The following is a 16,778-nucleotide window of genomic DNA, read 5'->3' on the forward strand; positions in this document are numbered from 1 at the left end:
AGAGGGGGGGGGCAAAGGATCGCTACCGACGCATTCCCTGGAAATTCAGGCCTGCGCCTGCTGTGCCTCTGGCGCCGGCTTCCCTTTCTGCCGCTCCGCCCAATCCTCCAGCCAGTCGCGGCTTTGCATCTCGATCAGCCGCGATGCGGTGCGCTCGAACTCGAAGACCTCCACGCCGCGCTTGGCGGCATAAAGCGCTTGCGGCGGCGCTTCGGCGCTCACCACCAGCCGCACATGATGGTCGTAGAGCGTGTCGATCAGAAGGATGAAGCGTTTGGCCTCGTTGCGCTTGCCTTCGCCGAGCACCGGGACGTGGTCGATGAAAATGGTTGAGAAGCGCCCGGCGATCGCCAGGAAATCGCGCGCGCCAAGCGGCTTTTCGCAGAGATCGGCGAAGGAGAACCGCGCCGCATCGCCTGCCGCACGCGGCACGATCACCTGCCGCCCTTTGAGGGCAATCGATGTCTCGGCGGTCGGCGCGTTGCGCGTCATGGCTTGCCAGGCCTCGTCGAGTAGCTGGTCCGCCGCCGCATCGGCCGGCGTGACATAGACCGGTGTCCGGGCGAGCTTTTCCAGCCGGTAGTCCTTGTCGGCATCGAGCGCCAGCACCTGTGTGTGCCGCTCCAGTATGCCGATGAAGGGCAGGAAAAGCTGACGGTTCAGCCCGTCGCTGTAGAGGTTTTCCGGCGCCACATTCGAGGTGGCGACCAGCACCACACCGCTGGCAAACAGCGCCGAAAACAACCTGGACAGGATCATCGCGTCGGCGATGTCGGTGACCGAGAACTCGTCGAAGCACAGCACCCAGGCTTGCTCGGCAAGGGCCTTGGCCACCGGCGGGATCGGGTCGTCCTCCTTGACGTCGCCATTCTTGCGCGCCTGCCGGTGCTTCTGGATACGGTCCTGCACGTCCGCCATGAAGTCGTTGAAGTGGACGCGGCGCTTGCGCCGCACCGGCAGCAACTCGAAGAACATGTCCATCAGCATGGTCTTGCCGCGACCGACGCCGCCATGGATGTAAAGGCCTTTGACGGCCTCATGCGTCTCGCGCTTGCGGGCGAACAGCCAGCCCAGCGCGCTCGACTTATGCGCCAGCCGCTTGGCCGAGATCTCATCGGTCAGCCGGTCGAGCGCCGCAACGATCCGTTCCTGCGCCGGATCGCGGTCGATCGTACCGGTTTCCACCAGATGGTCGTAGCGCTGCCTGACGGTCGCATGGGTCTGGAGGCCGTCACGCAGATGCATCGGTCACGTCATTTGTTTATGCATGTCGCTGTCCCGAAACCGGGGTCACTTCTGCGCGACACGCATTCGGAGGACTAAAGCGGTCGTGTCTGAACGGATTCAGACGACCCGCTTTAGATCTTTGTTTTCCCAAAACCGCGGCCACTTTTGGGCGACATGCATTAGCCTACCTTGTAAGCGAAATCGGCTGGCCGTTGGAAGTCTGGCCGTCGAATTTCGAGCCGCCCGAGGAATAGAGCCGCGCCAGCGCACCGCCACTCTCGTCATAGAGCGTCAGCTGCTTGCCGGCGACGTTCCACGACTTGACGCCGTCCATCGGCGCCGGGCAATGCAGCGGCCCAGCGCGGAAGCCGGCGCCGAATTTGGTCTGCGGTGTCGCCACCTTGCAGCTCTGGCCCGCAACGCTGGCGTTCCAGACACCGGCGACGCTGGCGGCAGTCACGTCCGAAGCGCCGGCCGGCGCCGAACCATCCGAAGGCAGCGCGGCGACCTGCGTGTTCGCAGGAGCGGTCGGGAATTGAGACGGGTCGGTGGTGCCGGGCGATGCCGGCGGCGGCAGTTGGTTCGCCGTCACCTTGCCGGCGGGCGCGGCCTCCAGCGGTGCCGGCTGCTGGTCATCCATCGAGGAGAAACGCGAGGTCGAACAGCCGCTCGCAACGAGCGCCGCCAGCGATACGGCCACCAGACCGGTTTTCGAAAAAGTCATTCCAACCTCCGTCGGATCCGGCTGGGGGGAAGCCGTCCGCACAATCTCACCCCCACCAAGATGGAGAAGGTGGCGAAATTTCAACCCGATATGGTTAAAATACAGTTTGCAGCAAGAATTGTTGCAAATTTATCGCAATCGCGGCGGCTGACCGCTTGTCGCGCGTCGACTGGGGATCCGGTCAAAGCAGTGCAGCGCCGACATTCGACGGTTGGACGCTTGCGCGAGCCGCCTTAGCGCCTATGTCTGGAAAACGAAACACCTGCCGGAGCCGCAAAATTGGCCGCGAGAAAGACAGCCGCCAATCGCTATTATAGCGGCCCGCCCAGCGACCATTTCGACGGCGCATTGTTCTTCAATCCCGACGGCCAGCCACCCGGCCGTTTCGCCGACCTGCTGAAATGGCAGTTGAATGGCCAGCGCTCGAAATGGCCGGCGAGCGATGCAAGCCCCTTTCCGCAGGCAAAGCCGGCGACAAGGGTCGAGGGCGCCGCGCTGGAAGTGACGATGGTTGGCCATTCCACCTTGCTGGTCCAGACGGCCGGTCTGAACATCCTTACCGATCCGGTATGGTCGTTGCGCGCCTCGCCGCTTTCCTTCGCCGGACCAAAACGCATCAATGCGCCAGGCATCGCCTTTGCCGACCTGCCGCCGATCGACCTCGTGCTGGTCAGCCACAACCACTACGACCATCTCGACCTCGCCACGTTGAAGCGGCTGAAGGCCGGCCACGACCCGCTGGTGCTCACTCCGCTCGGCAACGACGCCATCATCGAAAGCCGCCGTGCCCGGCATGCGACTGTCGGCGCATGACTGGGGCGACAGCGTCGAGATCGGCAATGGCGCCGCCGTCCATGTCGAGCCGGTGCATCACTGGTCGGCGCGTGGCGCCCGAGACCGGCGCATGGCGCTCTGGGCCGGCTTTGTCGTCGAAACGCCTGACGGCAAGCTCTATTTCGCCGGCGACACCGGCTTCCACGATGGCATCAACTACCGGCGGATGGCCGAGAAACATGGCGGTTTCCGCTTCGCCATTCTGCCGATCGGCGCTTATGAGCCGCGCTGGTTCATGGCGCCGCAGCACCAGAACCCCTGGGAAGCGGTGCAAGGCATGACGCTGTGCAACGCCGCCCATGCCGCCGGCTGTCACTGGGGCACCTTCCAGCTCACCGACGAGCCGATCGACGAGCCGGCGCGCAAATTGACCGAGGCGCTTGACGATCGAGGCATCCCACGCGAGCGCTTTCGCGCCTTGCGGCCGGGCGAGGTCTGGGATGTGCCGGAGCACATAGCGCCCTGATCCGCATCGGTTCGACGGAACCCCAGCGCTGCAACCGCGTTTTCATGTGGTTGAAATATTTGCCGGTTTGCGAGGCATTGTCATGCTCAAATGGATTATCATTCTCCTGATCGTCGCCGCGGCGGCGAGCTTGCTCGGCATGCCGGCACTGGCAGGTGCCGCGGCCACGGGTGCGCGCATCCTTATCGGCATCGTTCTGATCATCTTCCTGCTGGTGGTGCTGGGCATTTTCGCCGTCACGTAAGTCCGGCGCTTTCGCCGAGACCAAGCGGCTGCGCACTGGTAATTCCTGCCCGTTTCCGCCATATAGCGCCAAACGGACACGGAATTTTTCGGAGCAATGGCCAGCACTGCCCCTTTCGCCAAGATGAACGGCATCGGCAACGAGATCATCGTTGCCGATATGCGTGGCCGTGCCGATCGGGTGACGGCGGCGGCGGCGATTGCGCTGAACGCCGATGCCGCGACCAGCTTCGACCAGATCATGGCGATCCATGACGCCAGGACGCCTGGCACCGCCTTTTTCATCGACATCCTGAATTCCGATGGAACCGGTGCGCAGGCCTGCGGCAATGGCATGCGCTGCGTCGTCCAGGCGCTCGCCGCCGAGACCGGCCAGAAGATCTTCACCTTCGAGACCGTGGCGGGCATCCTCAATGCGCGCGAACACGCCGACGGTTCGATCTCGGTCGACATGGGCACGCCGCGCTTCGGCTGGCAGGATATCCCGCTGGCCGAGGAATTCCGCGACACCCGCATGATCGAGCTGCAGATCGGCCCGATCGACGCCCCCGTGCTGCATTCACCCTCGGTCGTTTCGATGGGCAACCCGCACGCGATCTTCTGGGTCGACAACGACGTCTGGTCCTACGAGCTCGACCGCTTCGGTCCGCTGCTCGAGAACCACCCGATGTTCCCCGAGCGCGCCAACATAACCATCGCTCAGGTTACTTCGCCCGAAACCATGATCATCCGCACCTGGGAACGCGGCGCCGGCCTGACCAAGGCCTGCGGCTCGGCCTCCTGCGCCGCCGTCGTGGCCGCGGCTCGCACCAATCGGACCGGCCGCAGCGTCAGTCTGTTGACGCCAGGCGGCGGCACGCTGCATGTCGAATGGCGCGACGATGACCACGTGGTCCTGACGGGCGCCGCCGAATGGGAATTTTCCGGCAACTTCGACCCGTCGATCGGGACATGGGCCCGCGACACTGAAAGCGCGGCCTGATGTCCGCTCTGCCCAAGAGCCCGATGTCCCCGGGGATCGATGTCGTCACCTTCGGCTGCCGGCTCAACACCTATGAATCGCAGGTGATGCGGCGCGAGGCTGAAAGTGCGGGCCTCGGCGCGTTGGAAGGTGGCGCCGTGATCTTCAACACCTGCGCCGTGACAGGCGAAGCAGTGCGCCAGGCCAAGCAGGCGATCCGCAAGGCGCGCCGCGACAACCCGCGAGCCCGCATCATCGTCACCGGCTGCGCCGCGCAGACCGAGCCTGAAAAATTCGCCGCCATGGACGAGGTCGATCTCGTGCTTGGCAATGAAGAGAAGCTGAACGCGAATTCCTACCGCGCGCTGCCGGATTTCGGCGTCAACGACACCGAGAAGGCGCGCGTCAACGATATCTTTTCGGTGCGTGAGACCGCAGGCCACCTGGTCGACGCCATCGAGGGCCGCGCACGCGCCTTCGTCCAGGTGCAGAACGGCTGCGACCACCGCTGCACCTTCTGCATCATTCCCTACGGCCGCGGCAATTCGCGCTCGGTGCCGATGGGCGCCGTGGTCGAGCAGGTCAAGCGGCTCGCCGGCAACGGCTATGCCGAGATCGTTCTGACCGGCGTCGACATGACTTCATTCGGCGCCGACCTGCCGGGCGCGCCGAAGCTCGGCAAACTGGTGAAGACCATCCTGAAACAGGTGCCCGATGTTAAGCGCCTGCGGCTGTCGTCGATCGATTCGATCGAGGCCGACGACGATTTGCTCGACGCCATCGCCACCGAGCCCCGGTTGATGCCGCATCTGCATCTGTCGCTGCAGTCGGGCGACGACATGATCCTGAAGCGCATGAAGCGAAGGCATCTGCGCGATCAGTCGATCCGCTTCTGCGAGGATGTGCGCAAACTGCGCCCCGGTATCGTCTTTGGCGCCGACATCATCGCCGGCTTCCCGACCGAGACCGACGAAATGTTCGAGAACTCGGAGAAAATTGTCGAGGAGTGTGGCCTGACCCATCTCCACGTCTTCCCCTTCAGCCCACGCGAAGGCACGCCTGCCGCGCGCATGCCGCAGCTCCGCCGCGAGGTGGTCAAGCAGCGCGCCGCCCGGCTGCGCGCCGCCGGTGAAGTTGCCTATGTCAGGCATCTGTCGTTGCTCACCGGTACGCGTCAGTCGATCCTGATCGAGCGAGACGGCCTTGGCCGCACCGAGGGTTTTACGCTTGCCGCACTCGGCACGGGCGCACCGGGTGAGATCGTCGAGGCCGATATATCGGGCCACGATGGTACCAGGCTGATCGCGGCGCCGCTTGCCGCCCGCGCCGCCTGAGAAACGCAAAGCATGGCTGGTTTTTTCAAGAAGATATTTTCGTTCGGCAAGAAAGAGGTGGTCGAGGAACGGATCGACGAGACCGCCCCGCTACCGCCGATCAAATGGGAAGCACTCGATGCGCTGAAGCCGGCGGCCGAACAGGTCGTCCCGGAGTTCTTGAAGCGCGACGAGCCGCGACCCGAGGCAGAAACGACGCCGACGGTCGAGCCGGAGGTAATTCCTGCGCCGGAACCGGCGCCTGTCGAGGAACCGGTGCCCGCGCCGGAGCCGACCATCCCGCCAGCACCGGAGCCGACTGTTCCCTCCGAGCCGGAACCTCTGCCGGAGCCCGCGCCGAAAGAAGAACCGGCGCCCGCGCCAGAGACTCCAGAGCCGCCGGCGCCCGAGGAAGTTCCGCTCACCCCTGCGACTCCCGAACCCACGCCCGAACGGCAGCCGCAAGAAGTCCCAGCGCCGGCGCCGGCCGAACCGGAGATCGTCCCGTCACGCCCGGAAAAGCGGCCGGAGCCGGCACCAGTCGAAGTGCCGACGCCGGCCGAGGTTCCGGCAGAAACACCAGCGCCGATCGAGGTGCCCACACCGGCGCCGTCCCCTCTTCAGCCGTCTTCAGAGGCCGGCGCCGCTCCTCATCCGCCTGCCGGCACCTTCTCCCCGTATAGCGACGGGGAGAAGGAAGAAGTTTCAGCGCCGACGCCCGAAGCACCCGCCGCCGAAATCGCACCTCCCATTCGCCAGCCTGCGCCGATCGAATCGCAGCCGGTCATTGCGGAAATTGCGCCCGAGCCGCAGCCTCTTCCACCACCCGCGCCGGAGCCGAAAGCCGCCCCCGGCAAGGTGACCGTCACCAAGAAGGTCGAGCAGAAGGCCGAGCCGCAAAAGGCGCCGGAGCCGGCACCGAGGCGCTCTTGGTTCCAGCGCATGAAGGACGGGCTTGCCCGCTCGTCCAAGGAACTGACCGGCAACATTGCCGGCGTCTTCACCAAGCGCAAGCTGGACGAAGAGACTTTGCAGGACCTGGAGGATGTGCTGATCCGCGCCGATCTCGGCATGGAGACCGCCTTGCGCGTTACCGACGCGCTGGCCGCCAGCCGCTACGGCAAGGACGTTTCCGACACCGAGGTCCGCGCCATCATGGCGGCCGAGGTGGAAAAAGTGCTGACCCATGTCGCCATGCCGCTGGAGCTCGACCTCTCGCACAAGCCGCATGTCATCCTGGTGGTTGGCGTCAACGGCACCGGCAAGACCACCACCATCGGCAAGCTCGCCGCCAAGCTGACCGATGGCGGCCTGTCGGTCATGCTCGCCGCCGGCGACACGTTCCGCGCGGCAGCCATCGAGCAGCTGAAAATCTGGGGCGAGCGGACGAAATCGCCGGTCATCGCCTCCAAGCTCGGCGCCGATGCCGCGGGCCTTGCCTATGATGCATTCGAGCGGGCGAAAGAGGCCGGCTCCGACGTGCTGATCATCGACACCGCCGGCCGTCTGCAGAACAAGACCGAACTGATGGCCGAGCTCGAAAAGATCGTTCGCGTGCTCGGCAAGCTCGATCCGGAAGCGCCGCACACCGTGCTGCAGACGGTCGACGCCACCACCGGCCAGAACGCGCTCAACCAGGTCGAGATCTTCCGCAATATCGCCGGCGTCAACGGCCTGGTGATGACCAAGCTGGACGGCACGGCGCGCGGCGGTATTCTGGTGGCGATCGCGGCAAAGCACAAATTGCCGGTCTATTTCATCGGCGTCGGCGAACAGGTCGACGACCTCGAACCTTTCTCGGCAAGCGAATTCGCCAGGGCGATCGCTGGAGTAGCTTAACAAGCATGTCCCAAAAATGTGCAGACTTTTTGGATCAGATCATGCGCAAGAAAGAGATTCCATGAACCCACCCATTCTCGAACGCGATCCGTCGGACCCGCAGAAGCAGAAGAAGGAAGGCGTCAATCCGCTGCTCAAGCTGGTGCTGGAGTTGGGTCCGTTGATGGTGTTCTTCTTCGCCAATGCGCGCAGCGGATGGCTGGTGCAGAAATTCCCTGTTCTGGCCGAGTTCGGCGGGCCGATCTTCGTCGCCACCGGCCTGTTCATGGCCGCCACGGCAATCGCGCTGATCGCCTCGTGGCTGCTCACCCGCACCTTGCCGATCATGCCGATGGTGTCGGGCGTCGTCGTCTTCATTTTCGGCGCGCTGACGCTCTATCTGCAGGACGACATCTTCATCAAGATGAAGCCGACCATCGTCAACACGCTGTTCGGCGGGGTGCTGCTCGGCGGCCTGTATTTCGGCAAGTCGCTGCTTGGCTATGTCTTCGATTCAGCCTTCAGCCTCGACGCTGAAGGCTGGCGCAAGCTGACCTTCCGCTGGGGCCTGTTCTTCCTGTTCCTGGCCATCGTCAATGAGGTGGTGTGGCGCAATTTTTCCACCGACGCCTGGGTTACTTTCAAGGTCTGGGGCATCATGCCGATCACGCTTCTGTTCACCTTCAGCCAGATGCCGCTGATCCTGCGCCATTCGCTGGACGACAAGACCGGCAAAGAAGAGAAGGCCGGGAAATAGAGCCTGCAGATAAGGGGAAAGGACCATGGAATTCGTCACCACGCGCGACCAGTTGAGGACGATCTACAAGACGCCACGGCCGACCGACGGTTCTATCCGCAAGGAGCTGAAAAAACTTGACGGCCATTGCCGCTCCTTCATCGGCAAGAGCCCATTCGTGCTGATTGGCTCGTCCGACGGTGCCGGCAATGCCGACGTGACGCCGAAGGGCGACAAACCGGGCTTTGCCACCGTTCTGGACGACACCACCATCGCCATTCCCGACCGGCCCGGCAACAACCGGCTCGACACGCTGGAAAACATCCTCGTCAATCCCTCGGTCGGGCTGCTCTTCCTCATCCCCGGCATGAACGAGACGCTGCGCGTCAACGGCGATGCCCGCATCACCGTCGACGCAAATTTGCGCGAACGGCTCGCCGTCGACGGCAGGGAGCCGCAAAGCGTTGTCGTGGTCAGCGTCAAGGCGGCCTACATGCACTGCGCAAAAGCCTTCATGCGCTCGGATTTGTGGAAGCCGGAAACCTGGTACGACCGCGCGACGCTGCCGACGCTCGGCCAGATCATGCGCGATCAGCTGGCGGTTGCCGATTCCGCCGAGGCGACCGACCGCTGGCTCGACGAGGAATACAAGAAGACGATGTGGTAGTTTTTGCGGACGCGATTCGCGTCTGGACCGATTCCATACCTTGCTGAACATCCTTGCCATTTCCGGCAGCCTGCGCGCGGCCTCCACAAATTCGGCGCTGATCGCCGCACTGGCGCGCGAAGCGCCGTCCGGCTGCCGCGTCACCGTCCATGACGGGCTTGGCCGTTTGCCGATCTTCAATCCCGACGATGAAGGCGAGCGGACGCCGCTCGAAGCCTCCAAGCTGATCGATGCCGTCAGTCGAGCCGACGGCCTGATCGTCTCCTGTCCGGAATATGCCCATGGCGTGCCGGGCGGGCTGAAGAACGCGCTCGACTGGCTGGTCTCGCGCGATGCCGCCGTCGCCAAGCCCGCCATGCTGGTACACGCCTCGCCGCGCTCGCTGTTCGCCCGCGCCGCATTGGCCGAGATCATGCGCACCATGTCGTTCGCGCTTTACGACGATGTGCTGGAGATCGCCCTGCTCGGCAGGAAGCCGCCGGAGGTGGCGGGCATCCTGGCGGCGCCGGCGAACCGGCAGGCGATGCATGATGCACTGAATGCCTTCGCGGAGTTTATCCGCTCGCGTTGAGCGGCGGCCTCTCTTCCTTCTCCCCTTGTGGGTCTAAAGGACGGGGCGAGACCCGTTGCTCGCCCCAGGGTGGTGGCCTCGCGAAGCGAGGTCGGATGAGGGATGTTCCAGCTTGGCACCGACGGCAATCCGTCACCCACCCCTCAACCGTCTCGGCGCTGCGCGCCGATCCACCTCCCACAACAAGGGGAGAAGGAAAGATCGCGCACTACCCCTTTCGCAGCGTCTCCACATCGGTCTTCCCCACGTACCAATCGCGGGCGTTGACCTCTTCAAAAACCACCCAGACATCGTCGTTGCTCAGCCCGGTGGCGTCCATGATGGCCGCGGTGACCTTCTTGGCGATATCCGCCTTTTTGCCCGCCGGATCGGCGGCGATCACTTCCTTGACGATGCGGATGTTGACGAATGGCATTTCTTGTCCTCCCGGGGATGTTCGTGCTCACGACCCGCTTCGATGAAACCGTCGAACGGCCGCCAGTGTTCAAGCCTCAGTATGTCTTGGCGCCGTTGACCATCAGCCGCACCATGTAGAGCGACGTGGTGCCGGCGATGTAAAGGCAATTCAGCTTGTTGCCGCCGAACACGCAATTGGCGGTGACTTCCGGCACCTTGACCTTGCCGATCAGCGTGCCGTCCGGATCGTAGCAATGGATGCCGTCGGCGGCACTGGTCCAGATGCGGCCGTCCTCGTCGAGCCTGAAGCCGTCGAACAGGCCGGCGGTGCAGTCGGCGAAGACTTTTTCGCCGGAGACTTTCTTGCCGCCCTTGCCGACATTGAACACCCGCATATGCGCCGGATTCTGCGCGCCATGCGTGCGGCCGGTATCGACGACATAAAGCTTGCTCTCGTCCAGCGAGAAGGCGAGGCCGTTAGGCCTGACCATGTCGGTGATGACGGCTTCGACCTCGCCGGTGCCGGGATCGACCCGGTAGACGTGGCAGGCGCCGATTTCGCTCTCAGCCCTGTCGCCCTCATAATCCGTATCGATGCCGTAGCTTGGATCGGTGAACCAGATGGAACCGTCGGATTTCACCACCGCGTCGTTGGGCGAATTCAGCCGCTTGCCTTTCCATTTGGCCGCGATCGTGGTGACCGAGCCGTCGAACTCGGTGCGGCTGACGCGGCGGCCCGAATGCTCGCAGGTGATCAGCCGGCCCTGCCGGTCGACGGTGTTGCCGTTCGAGTTGCCGGACGGCTGCCGGAAGACGCTGACATTGCCGTCGGTTTCGTCATAACGCAGCATGCGATTGTTGGGGATGTCGGACCAGACGACATAGCGGCCGGCGGCGAACCAGGCCGGCCCCTCCGCCCATTGGCATCCGGTGAACAGCTTCTCCACCTGCGCGTTGCCGTTGAACAGGCGCGCGAAGCGCGGATCGAGAATTTCATAATAGTCTGCGGCCGCCATGCTTTCCTCCCGGCATCAATGACAGGGATCAAGCCAGCCGGAGGGACAGAAGGCAATGTGGGTACGCACAGTGTCCCACAAAAGATCGCTTGCCGGCTCTGCGCATGACGTTAGCGCCGCATTAACCGGCTATGCGTCCAGCGCAATGGTGCATTGCAACATCTTCTTTTTGCAATGCACCATTACTATGTCATGCTTCGTATCGATCAAGGGAGGAAGAAACCGCCGCCGAAATGCGGCGCCAAAAGGAACCTTGCTATGATCCTCGACAGTCTCATGACCCGCGCTCGCAACAGCATTGCCAAGCGCAAGCACTACAACCGCCTTGTCGCCGAAATCGACAGCTTTTCCAGCCGCGATCTGGCCGACATGCGCGCCGACCGCTCGGAAATGCTCTACCAGATCCACAAGCAGATCTACGGCTGATCTCAAGCCCGATAAGACGCGCCGCCAAGGTGCGTTGAGATTCAGGTCAGGCCGAGTCGAAAACGGTGGTTTCCGAGAACCGGAGCGGAGCGTACTTTTGGTACGCGAGCACCGGAAGCGCAGGAAGCCGCTGTTTGCAGGCCGGCATCACCTGAATATCAATGCGCCGCCAGTGCCTTGTCGATCTGCGGCAACAGCAACGCCTGCACCGTCTCGGGCGTCAGCGGGCCGACATGTTTGTAGGCGATCTTGCCGTCCTTGCCGATGACGAAGGTTTCCGGCACGCCGTAGACGCCCCAGTCGATCGCCGCGCGGCCCGCTTCGTCGACCCCTATCGCCTGGAACGGATTGCCGAGATCGCCGAGGAACCGGCGTGCGTTTTCGGGCCGGTCCTTGTAGTTCAGCGCTGCCATGGTGAAACGCTTATCCTGCGACAACGCCAGAAGCACCGGGTGCTCTTCGCGGCATGGCGCGCACCACGACGCGAAGACGTTGACCAATGTGACCTTGCCGGCGAAGGTTTTCGAATCGAGCCCCGGCAGGTTTGAGCCCTCCAGCGCCCGCAGGCTGGTTTGCGGCGCAGGCAGGCCGATCAAGGCCGACGGCACTTCCGAAGCATCGCGCCCCGACAGCAGTTGCGACAGGAACAGTCCGGCCAGGCCGAGGAAGATCAGCAGCGGCAGAAGCACGAACAGGCGACGACTGGGCGGCGGCGTTTCCGTTTCGGTGCTCATGGCTTGGCGACCTTGTCGGAGCGACGCCTCACGCCGGACGCCTCCAGTTCGGCAAGCTCACGCTTGCGCGCCCGCTGGTCGAGCAGGATCCAGCCGATCAATCCGGCGAGCACCACGGCAGTGATGCCATAGGCGGCGGTCACGTAGAGTGCATGCGCACTCATGCGGCAGGTCCCGCTGAAGTGCGGCCTTCCAAGCCGATCATGTCGCCCAGTCTAGACATGCTTTTCCTTAGCCTCGCTCCGTCGGCTTCGCAATCGGTCGCCGAGCCACAGTCATACGCTGCGTCAATCCGTGCCATGGCGCAGCGCCAGCGCCGCCGAGACCGGACCCAGCACGCCAAGAAACAGGGTCAGCGCGGCAAGAATGAGGAAGGGCTGCAGAAACGGGTCGGGATTGGCGGTCGCCCCATAGCTTGCCGAAACGCCGAAGATCAGCACCGGGATGGTCAGTGGCAGCACCAGCACCGAGATCAGCAGCCCGCCGCGGGGCAGCGCCCCCGCCACCGCCGCACCGGCGGCGCCGATGAACGTGATGGCCGGCGTGCCGACCAGCAGCGTCAGCGCCGTGGCGCCGATGCCGAGCGGCTCCATGTTCATGAACAGGCCGAGCAAGGGAGCCGCAATGACCAGCGGCAGCACGCTGCCCGCCCAATGCGCCAGGCATTTCACCAGCACCGTCAAGGCCAGCATGTGGCGATCGTTGCCGAGCACCAGGAGATCGAGCGAACCGTCCTCGCGATCGGCCTGGAACAACCGGTCGAGCCCGAGCAGGCAGGACAACAGCGCGCCGATCCACAGGATGGCCGGTCCGATGCGGGCCAGCAGCTTCAGGTCCGGCCCGACCCCGAACGGGATGGTGACGATGACGGCGAGGAAGAAGATGACCCCGGTCAGCGCTCCGCCGCCGGCACGGATGTTGAGGCGGATGTCGCGCAGGAAGAGCGCTAGCATGGTTTGAGATGCTTTCGCCCAGACACCATCAACCGGCTTCCCCCATCCTCAACTCCATCCCCTCGACCCCGAGCGGCAGATGCGTCGCCGCGACAATCATCCCGCCATCCGCGCAATGTCTCGTCATCAACCCCGCGAACCGGCCCTCCGAAGCCTTGTCCAACCCAGCCGTCGGCTCATCCAGCAGCCACAATGGCCGGTGGCTGACCAGCAGTTTCGCGATCGCCGCGCGGCGCCGCTGCCCGGTCGATAGATAGCCGAACGGCAGGTGGCCGATGCCGCCGAGCCCGACCGTTTCCAGCGCCTCTTCGACGCCGAGCTGTCCGTCGCCATTGAAGTCTCGCCAAAAGCGCAAATTCTCCGCCACGCTGAGCGCCGGCTTCATTGCGTTCTGGTGGCCGAGATAGTGACAGGCCGAGGCAACAGACGGAAACGCTTCGCCCCCGTCTTCAACCTTCATGACGCCCTCAATCCTCACGCTGCCTTCCGCCGCCGGCAGCAGCCCGGCGATGATCCGCAGCAAGGTCGACTTGCCCGATCCGTTCGGCCCGGTGACGATAAGCGCCTGACACTCCTCCAAGGCAAAGCCGATGCCGGAAAACACCGCGTCGCCGCCTCGCTCGCCGCCCAGATTTTCGGCGATCAGCCGCATTCCTCGCCTGCCCTGAAACCATGTGTCGCGGCCGCTGCCGCATCGCACAAAATTGCTTTCCAACTGTCTAGAACTATTCCAGAAAATTCTCTATATGCGGTGCATCCGTGCCAGCGGTCGGCACGGGAACAGAATTAGCGCCGAACCAGCGCACGCGCCGCCTTGAACGGCTCGGGTTGCTTGGGAACGGACAGCGGAAATGGCCGTACCCGCACCTTTGCGCGTGATTGCATGCCATCGGCGTCCGTTCCCTTTCAGGCTGAACAGACAAGGATCGCACGTGTCAAAATCCCTCGACAGTTTCAATTGCCGCCGCACGCTGACCGCAGGCGGCGCTGAATATGCCTATTTCGATCTCATCGAGGCCGAAAAGAACGGCCTTACCGGCATCTCGCAACTGCCCTATTCGATGAAGGTGCTGCTGGAAAACCTGCTGCGCAACGAAGACGGCCGCTCCGTCACCAAGGACTCGATCCAGGCGGTGGCCGGCTGGCTGACCGATAAGGGCACCGCCGGCGTCGAGATCGCCTATCGCCCGGCCCGCGTGCTGATGCAGGATTTCACCGGCGTTCCGGCCGTGGTCGATCTTGCCGCAATGCGCGACGCCATGGCTTCGCTCGGCGGCGATCCGCAGAAGATCAACCCGCTGGTGCCGGTCGACCTCGTCATCGACCATTCCGTCATCGTCGACGAATTCGGCACGCCGATGGCCTTCGCCCGCAATGTCGAGCTGGAATATGAACGCAACGAAGAGCGCTACAAATTCCTGAAATGGGGCCAGCAGGCGTTCCGCAACTTCCGCGTCGTGCCGCCCGGCACCGGCATCTGCCATCAGGTCAACCTCGAATATCTCGGCCAGGTGGTGTGGACCAACACCGAGGACGGCGAAACCACAGCCTATCCCGACACCTGCGTCGGCACCGATTCGCACACCACCATGATCAACGGCCTGGGCGTGCTCGGCTGGGGCGTCGGCGGCATCGAGGCCGAGGCGGCCATGCTCGGCCAGCCGGTCTCCATGCTGCTGCCGGAAGTCATCGGCTTCCGCCTCACCGGCAAGCTGAAAGAGGGCGTCACCGCCACCGACCTCGTGCTCACCGTCACCCAGATGCTGCGCAAGAAGGGGGTCGTCGGCAAGTTCGTCGAGTTCTTCGGCCCGGGCCTCTCCAACATGACGCTGGCCGACCGCGCCACCATCGGCAACATGGCCCCCGAATATGGCGCCACCTGCGGCTTCTTCCCGGTCGACTCGGAAACCATCCGCTATCTCACAATGTCCGGCCGCAGCGAGGACCGCATCGCGCTGGTCGAGGCCTATGCCAAGGCGCAGGGCCTGTGGCGTGAAACCGGCTCGGCCGACCCTGTCTTCACTGATCTGCTCGAGCTCGAACTTGGCTCCGTCGTGCCGTCGATGGCCGGCCCCAAGCGGCCGGAAGGCCGCGTCGCCCTGGAAGGCATTCCGGAAGGCTTCGCCAAGGCGATGGAGACCGAATACAAGAAGGCGGCCGAAATCTCCAAGCGCTACGCCGTCGAAGGCACCGACCATGATCTCGGTCACGGCGATGTCGTCATTGCCGCCATCACCTCCTGCACCAACACCTCGAACCCGAGCGTGCTGATCGGCGCCGGTCTTTTGGCCCGCAATGCCAACCGGCTCGGTTTGAAGCAGAAGCCGTGGGTGAAGACCTCGCTGGCTCCCGGCAGCCAGGTGGTCGCCGAATATCTGGAGAAATCCGGCCTGCAGAAGGAGCTCGACCAGATCGGCTTCAACCTGGTCGGCTTCGGCTGCACCACCTGTATCGGCAATTCCGGCCCGCTGCCGGCGCCGATCTCCAAAACCATCAACGACAAGGGCCTGATCGCCGCCGCGGTCCTGTCCGGCAATCGCAACTTCGAAGGCCGTGTCTCGCCTGACGTGCAGGCCAACTATCTGGCCTCGCCGCCGCTGGTCGTCGCGCACGCGCTGGCCGGAACTGTCACCAAGGACCTCACGACAGAGCCGCTCGGCGAGGACAAGAACGGCGAGCCGGTCTACCTCAAGGACATCTGGCCAAGCTCGGCCGAGATCCAGGAGTTCATCGAGAAGAACGTCACCCGCGAGCTGTTCGCCCGCAAATATGCCGACGTCTTCAAGGGCGACGAGTACTGGCAGAACGTCAAGGCGCCGGAAGGCCAGACCTATGCCTGGGACGACAACTCGACCTATGTGCAGAACCCGCCCTATTTCGCCGGCATGACATCAGGTTTCGGCAAGATCGGCGACATCAAGGGCGCCCGCGTGCTCGGCCTGTTCGGCGACAAGATCACCACCGATCACATCTCGCCGGCGGGTTCGATCAAGGCGGCCTCACCGGCCGGCAAATACCTCACCGACCACGGCGTCGGCGTCGCCGACTTCAACCAGTACGGCACACGGCGCGGCAATCACGAGGTGATGATGCGCGGCACCTTCGCCAACATCCGCATCCGCAACCATATGCTGGGCGAGAACGGCCGCGAGGGCGGCTACACCATCCACTACCCGTCGAAGGAAGAGGAATCGATCTACGACGCGGCGATGGAGTACAAAAGGGAAGGCGTGCCGCTGGTCGTCTTCGCCGGCGTCGAATACGGCAACGGCTCGTCGCGCGACTGGGCGGCCAAGGGAACCAATCTGCTCGGTGTCCGCGCGGTCATCGCCCAGTCTTTCGAGCGCATCCATCGCTCGAACCTGGTCGGCATGGGCGTCATCCCCTTCGTCTTCGAGGAAGGCACCTCATGGGCATCGCTCAACCTCAAGGGAGACGAGCTGGTCGAGATCGACGGGCTGAGCACCATCAAGCCGCGCCAGACGATGATCGCCAAAATCACCTATGGCGACGGCACGGTGAAGAACGTGCCGATCATCTGCCGCATCGATACGCTGGATGAGCTCGACTACTTCAAGAACGGCGGCATCCTGCAATACGTGCTGCGCGATCTGGCAGCTTAGTAAGGGAGTAAGGGAGTAGGGGAGTAGGGAAGGGAATACCTATTCCCCTATTCCCCTATTCCCCTATTCC

17 protein-coding genes and 1 pseudogene are annotated in these 16,778 nt (G+C 63.8%); 10 read left to right on the forward strand and 8 right to left on the reverse strand.

Annotated elements, in window-relative coordinates:
• Positions 1-45: 45 nt before the first annotated feature.
• Positions 46-1,245 carry a cell division protein ZapE gene (gene zapE, locus EN914_RS04225; protein WP_024504972.1) on the reverse strand — a complete coding sequence of 400 codons (1,200 nt, stop codon included), beginning with the start codon at positions 1,243-1,245 and terminating at the stop codon, positions 46-48.
• A gap of 166 nt (positions 1,246-1,411) precedes the next feature.
• Positions 1,412-1,951 (reverse strand): protease inhibitor Inh/omp19 family protein, encoded by a 540-nt coding sequence (locus EN914_RS04230; RefSeq protein WP_013528844.1) that lies wholly within the window; start codon positions 1,949-1,951, stop codon positions 1,412-1,414.
• Positions 1,952-2,230: 279 nt separating this feature from the next.
• On the opposite strand from EN914_RS04230, the pseudogene EN914_RS04235 reads away from it, so the two are divergent.
• The 8 genes and pseudogenes from EN914_RS04235 to EN914_RS04270 all read left to right on the forward strand — a co-directional run bounded on the left by EN914_RS04235 (position 2,231) and on the right by EN914_RS04270 (position 9,560).
• Positions 2,231-3,251: pseudogene (locus EN914_RS04235) on the forward strand (MBL fold metallo-hydrolase).
• Positions 3,252-3,333: 82 nt separating this feature from the next.
• Complete coding sequence (locus EN914_RS04240; protein ID WP_013528842.1) at positions 3,334-3,495, forward strand: DUF1328 family protein; 162 nt, start codon at positions 3,334-3,336, stop codon at positions 3,493-3,495.
• Positions 3,496-3,591: 96 nt separating this feature from the next.
• Complete coding sequence (gene dapF, locus EN914_RS04245; protein WP_024504971.1) at positions 3,592-4,476, forward strand: diaminopimelate epimerase; 885 nt, start codon at positions 3,592-3,594, stop codon at positions 4,474-4,476.
• Complete coding sequence (gene mtaB, locus EN914_RS04250) at positions 4,476-5,789, forward strand: tRNA (N(6)-L-threonylcarbamoyladenosine(37)-C(2))-methylthiotransferase MtaB (protein WP_024504970.1); 1,314 nt, start codon at positions 4,476-4,478, stop codon at positions 5,787-5,789. The genes dapF and mtaB overlap by 1 nt, the downstream gene beginning before the upstream one ends.
• 12 nt (positions 5,790-5,801) lie before the next feature.
• On the forward strand, positions 5,802-7,607 hold the full coding sequence (ftsY, locus tag EN914_RS04255; RefSeq protein WP_024504969.1) for a signal recognition particle-docking protein FtsY: 1,806 nt from the start codon (positions 5,802-5,804) through the stop codon (positions 7,605-7,607).
• Positions 7,608-7,668: 61 nt separating this feature from the next.
• On the forward strand, positions 7,669-8,343 hold the full coding sequence (locus EN914_RS04260; RefSeq protein WP_013528838.1) for a septation protein A: 675 nt from the start codon (positions 7,669-7,671) through the stop codon (positions 8,341-8,343).
• Between the two features lie 25 nt (positions 8,344-8,368).
• Positions 8,369-8,989 (forward strand): pyridoxamine 5'-phosphate oxidase family protein, encoded by a 621-nt coding sequence (locus EN914_RS04265; RefSeq protein ID WP_024504968.1) that lies wholly within the window; start codon positions 8,369-8,371, stop codon positions 8,987-8,989.
• Positions 8,990-9,029: 40 nt separating this feature from the next.
• Positions 9,030-9,560: an NADPH-dependent FMN reductase gene (locus EN914_RS04270; protein ID WP_024504967.1), complete on the forward strand. Its 531-nt coding sequence runs from the start codon at positions 9,030-9,032 to the stop codon at positions 9,558-9,560.
• 208 nt (positions 9,561-9,768) lie between these two features.
• On the opposite strand, the gene EN914_RS04275 is transcribed toward EN914_RS04270, so the two are convergent.
• A complete protein-coding gene (locus tag EN914_RS04275; protein WP_013528835.1) occupies positions 9,769-9,975 on the reverse strand; it encodes a 4-oxalocrotonate tautomerase family protein in 207 nt (68 codons plus the stop codon).
• A 76-nt stretch (positions 9,976-10,051) separates the two neighbouring features.
• Positions 10,052-10,972, reverse strand: coding sequence for an SMP-30/gluconolactonase/LRE family protein (locus EN914_RS04280; RefSeq protein WP_013528834.1), 921 nt, complete (start codon positions 10,970-10,972; stop codon positions 10,052-10,054).
• A gap of 258 nt (positions 10,973-11,230) precedes the next feature.
• On the opposite strand from EN914_RS04280, the gene EN914_RS04285 reads away from it, so the two are divergent.
• On the forward strand, positions 11,231-11,398 hold the full coding sequence (locus tag EN914_RS04285; protein ID WP_013528833.1) for a hypothetical protein: 168 nt from the start codon (positions 11,231-11,233) through the stop codon (positions 11,396-11,398).
• A 158-nt stretch (positions 11,399-11,556) separates the two neighbouring features.
• Here the strand turns inward: EN914_RS04285 and EN914_RS04290 are convergent, their stop codons facing one another.
• The 4 genes from EN914_RS04290 to ccmA form a co-directional block, all read right to left on the reverse strand.
• Positions 11,557-12,132 carry a DsbE family thiol:disulfide interchange protein gene (locus EN914_RS04290; protein WP_024504966.1) on the reverse strand — a complete coding sequence of 192 codons (576 nt, stop codon included), beginning with the start codon at positions 12,130-12,132 and terminating at the stop codon, positions 11,557-11,559.
• Positions 12,129-12,296, reverse strand: a complete 168-nt coding sequence (gene ccmD, locus EN914_RS04295) for a heme exporter protein CcmD (protein ID WP_013528831.1) — start codon at positions 12,294-12,296, stop codon at positions 12,129-12,131. The genes EN914_RS04290 and ccmD overlap by 4 nt, the downstream gene beginning before the upstream one ends.
• Positions 12,297-12,419: 123 nt before the next feature.
• Positions 12,420-13,085, reverse strand: coding sequence for a heme exporter protein CcmB (ccmB, locus tag EN914_RS04300; protein WP_127389008.1), 666 nt, complete (start codon positions 13,083-13,085; stop codon positions 12,420-12,422).
• Between the two features lie 28 nt (positions 13,086-13,113).
• Positions 13,114-13,737, reverse strand: coding sequence for a heme ABC exporter ATP-binding protein CcmA (gene ccmA, locus EN914_RS04305; protein WP_024504964.1), 624 nt, complete (start codon positions 13,735-13,737; stop codon positions 13,114-13,116).
• A gap of 280 nt (positions 13,738-14,017) precedes the next feature.
• On the opposite strand from ccmA, the gene acnA reads away from it, so the two are divergent.
• Positions 14,018-16,708 (forward strand): aconitate hydratase AcnA, encoded by a 2,691-nt coding sequence (gene acnA / locus EN914_RS04310; protein ID WP_024504963.1) that lies wholly within the window; start codon positions 14,018-14,020, stop codon positions 16,706-16,708.
• Positions 16,709-16,778 lie beyond the last annotated feature (70 nt).

This window comes from Mesorhizobium sp. M7A.F.Ca.CA.001.08.2.1, from assembly GCF_003998455.1.
Classification (GTDB): domain Bacteria; phylum Pseudomonadota; class Alphaproteobacteria; order Rhizobiales; family Rhizobiaceae; genus Mesorhizobium; species Mesorhizobium ciceri.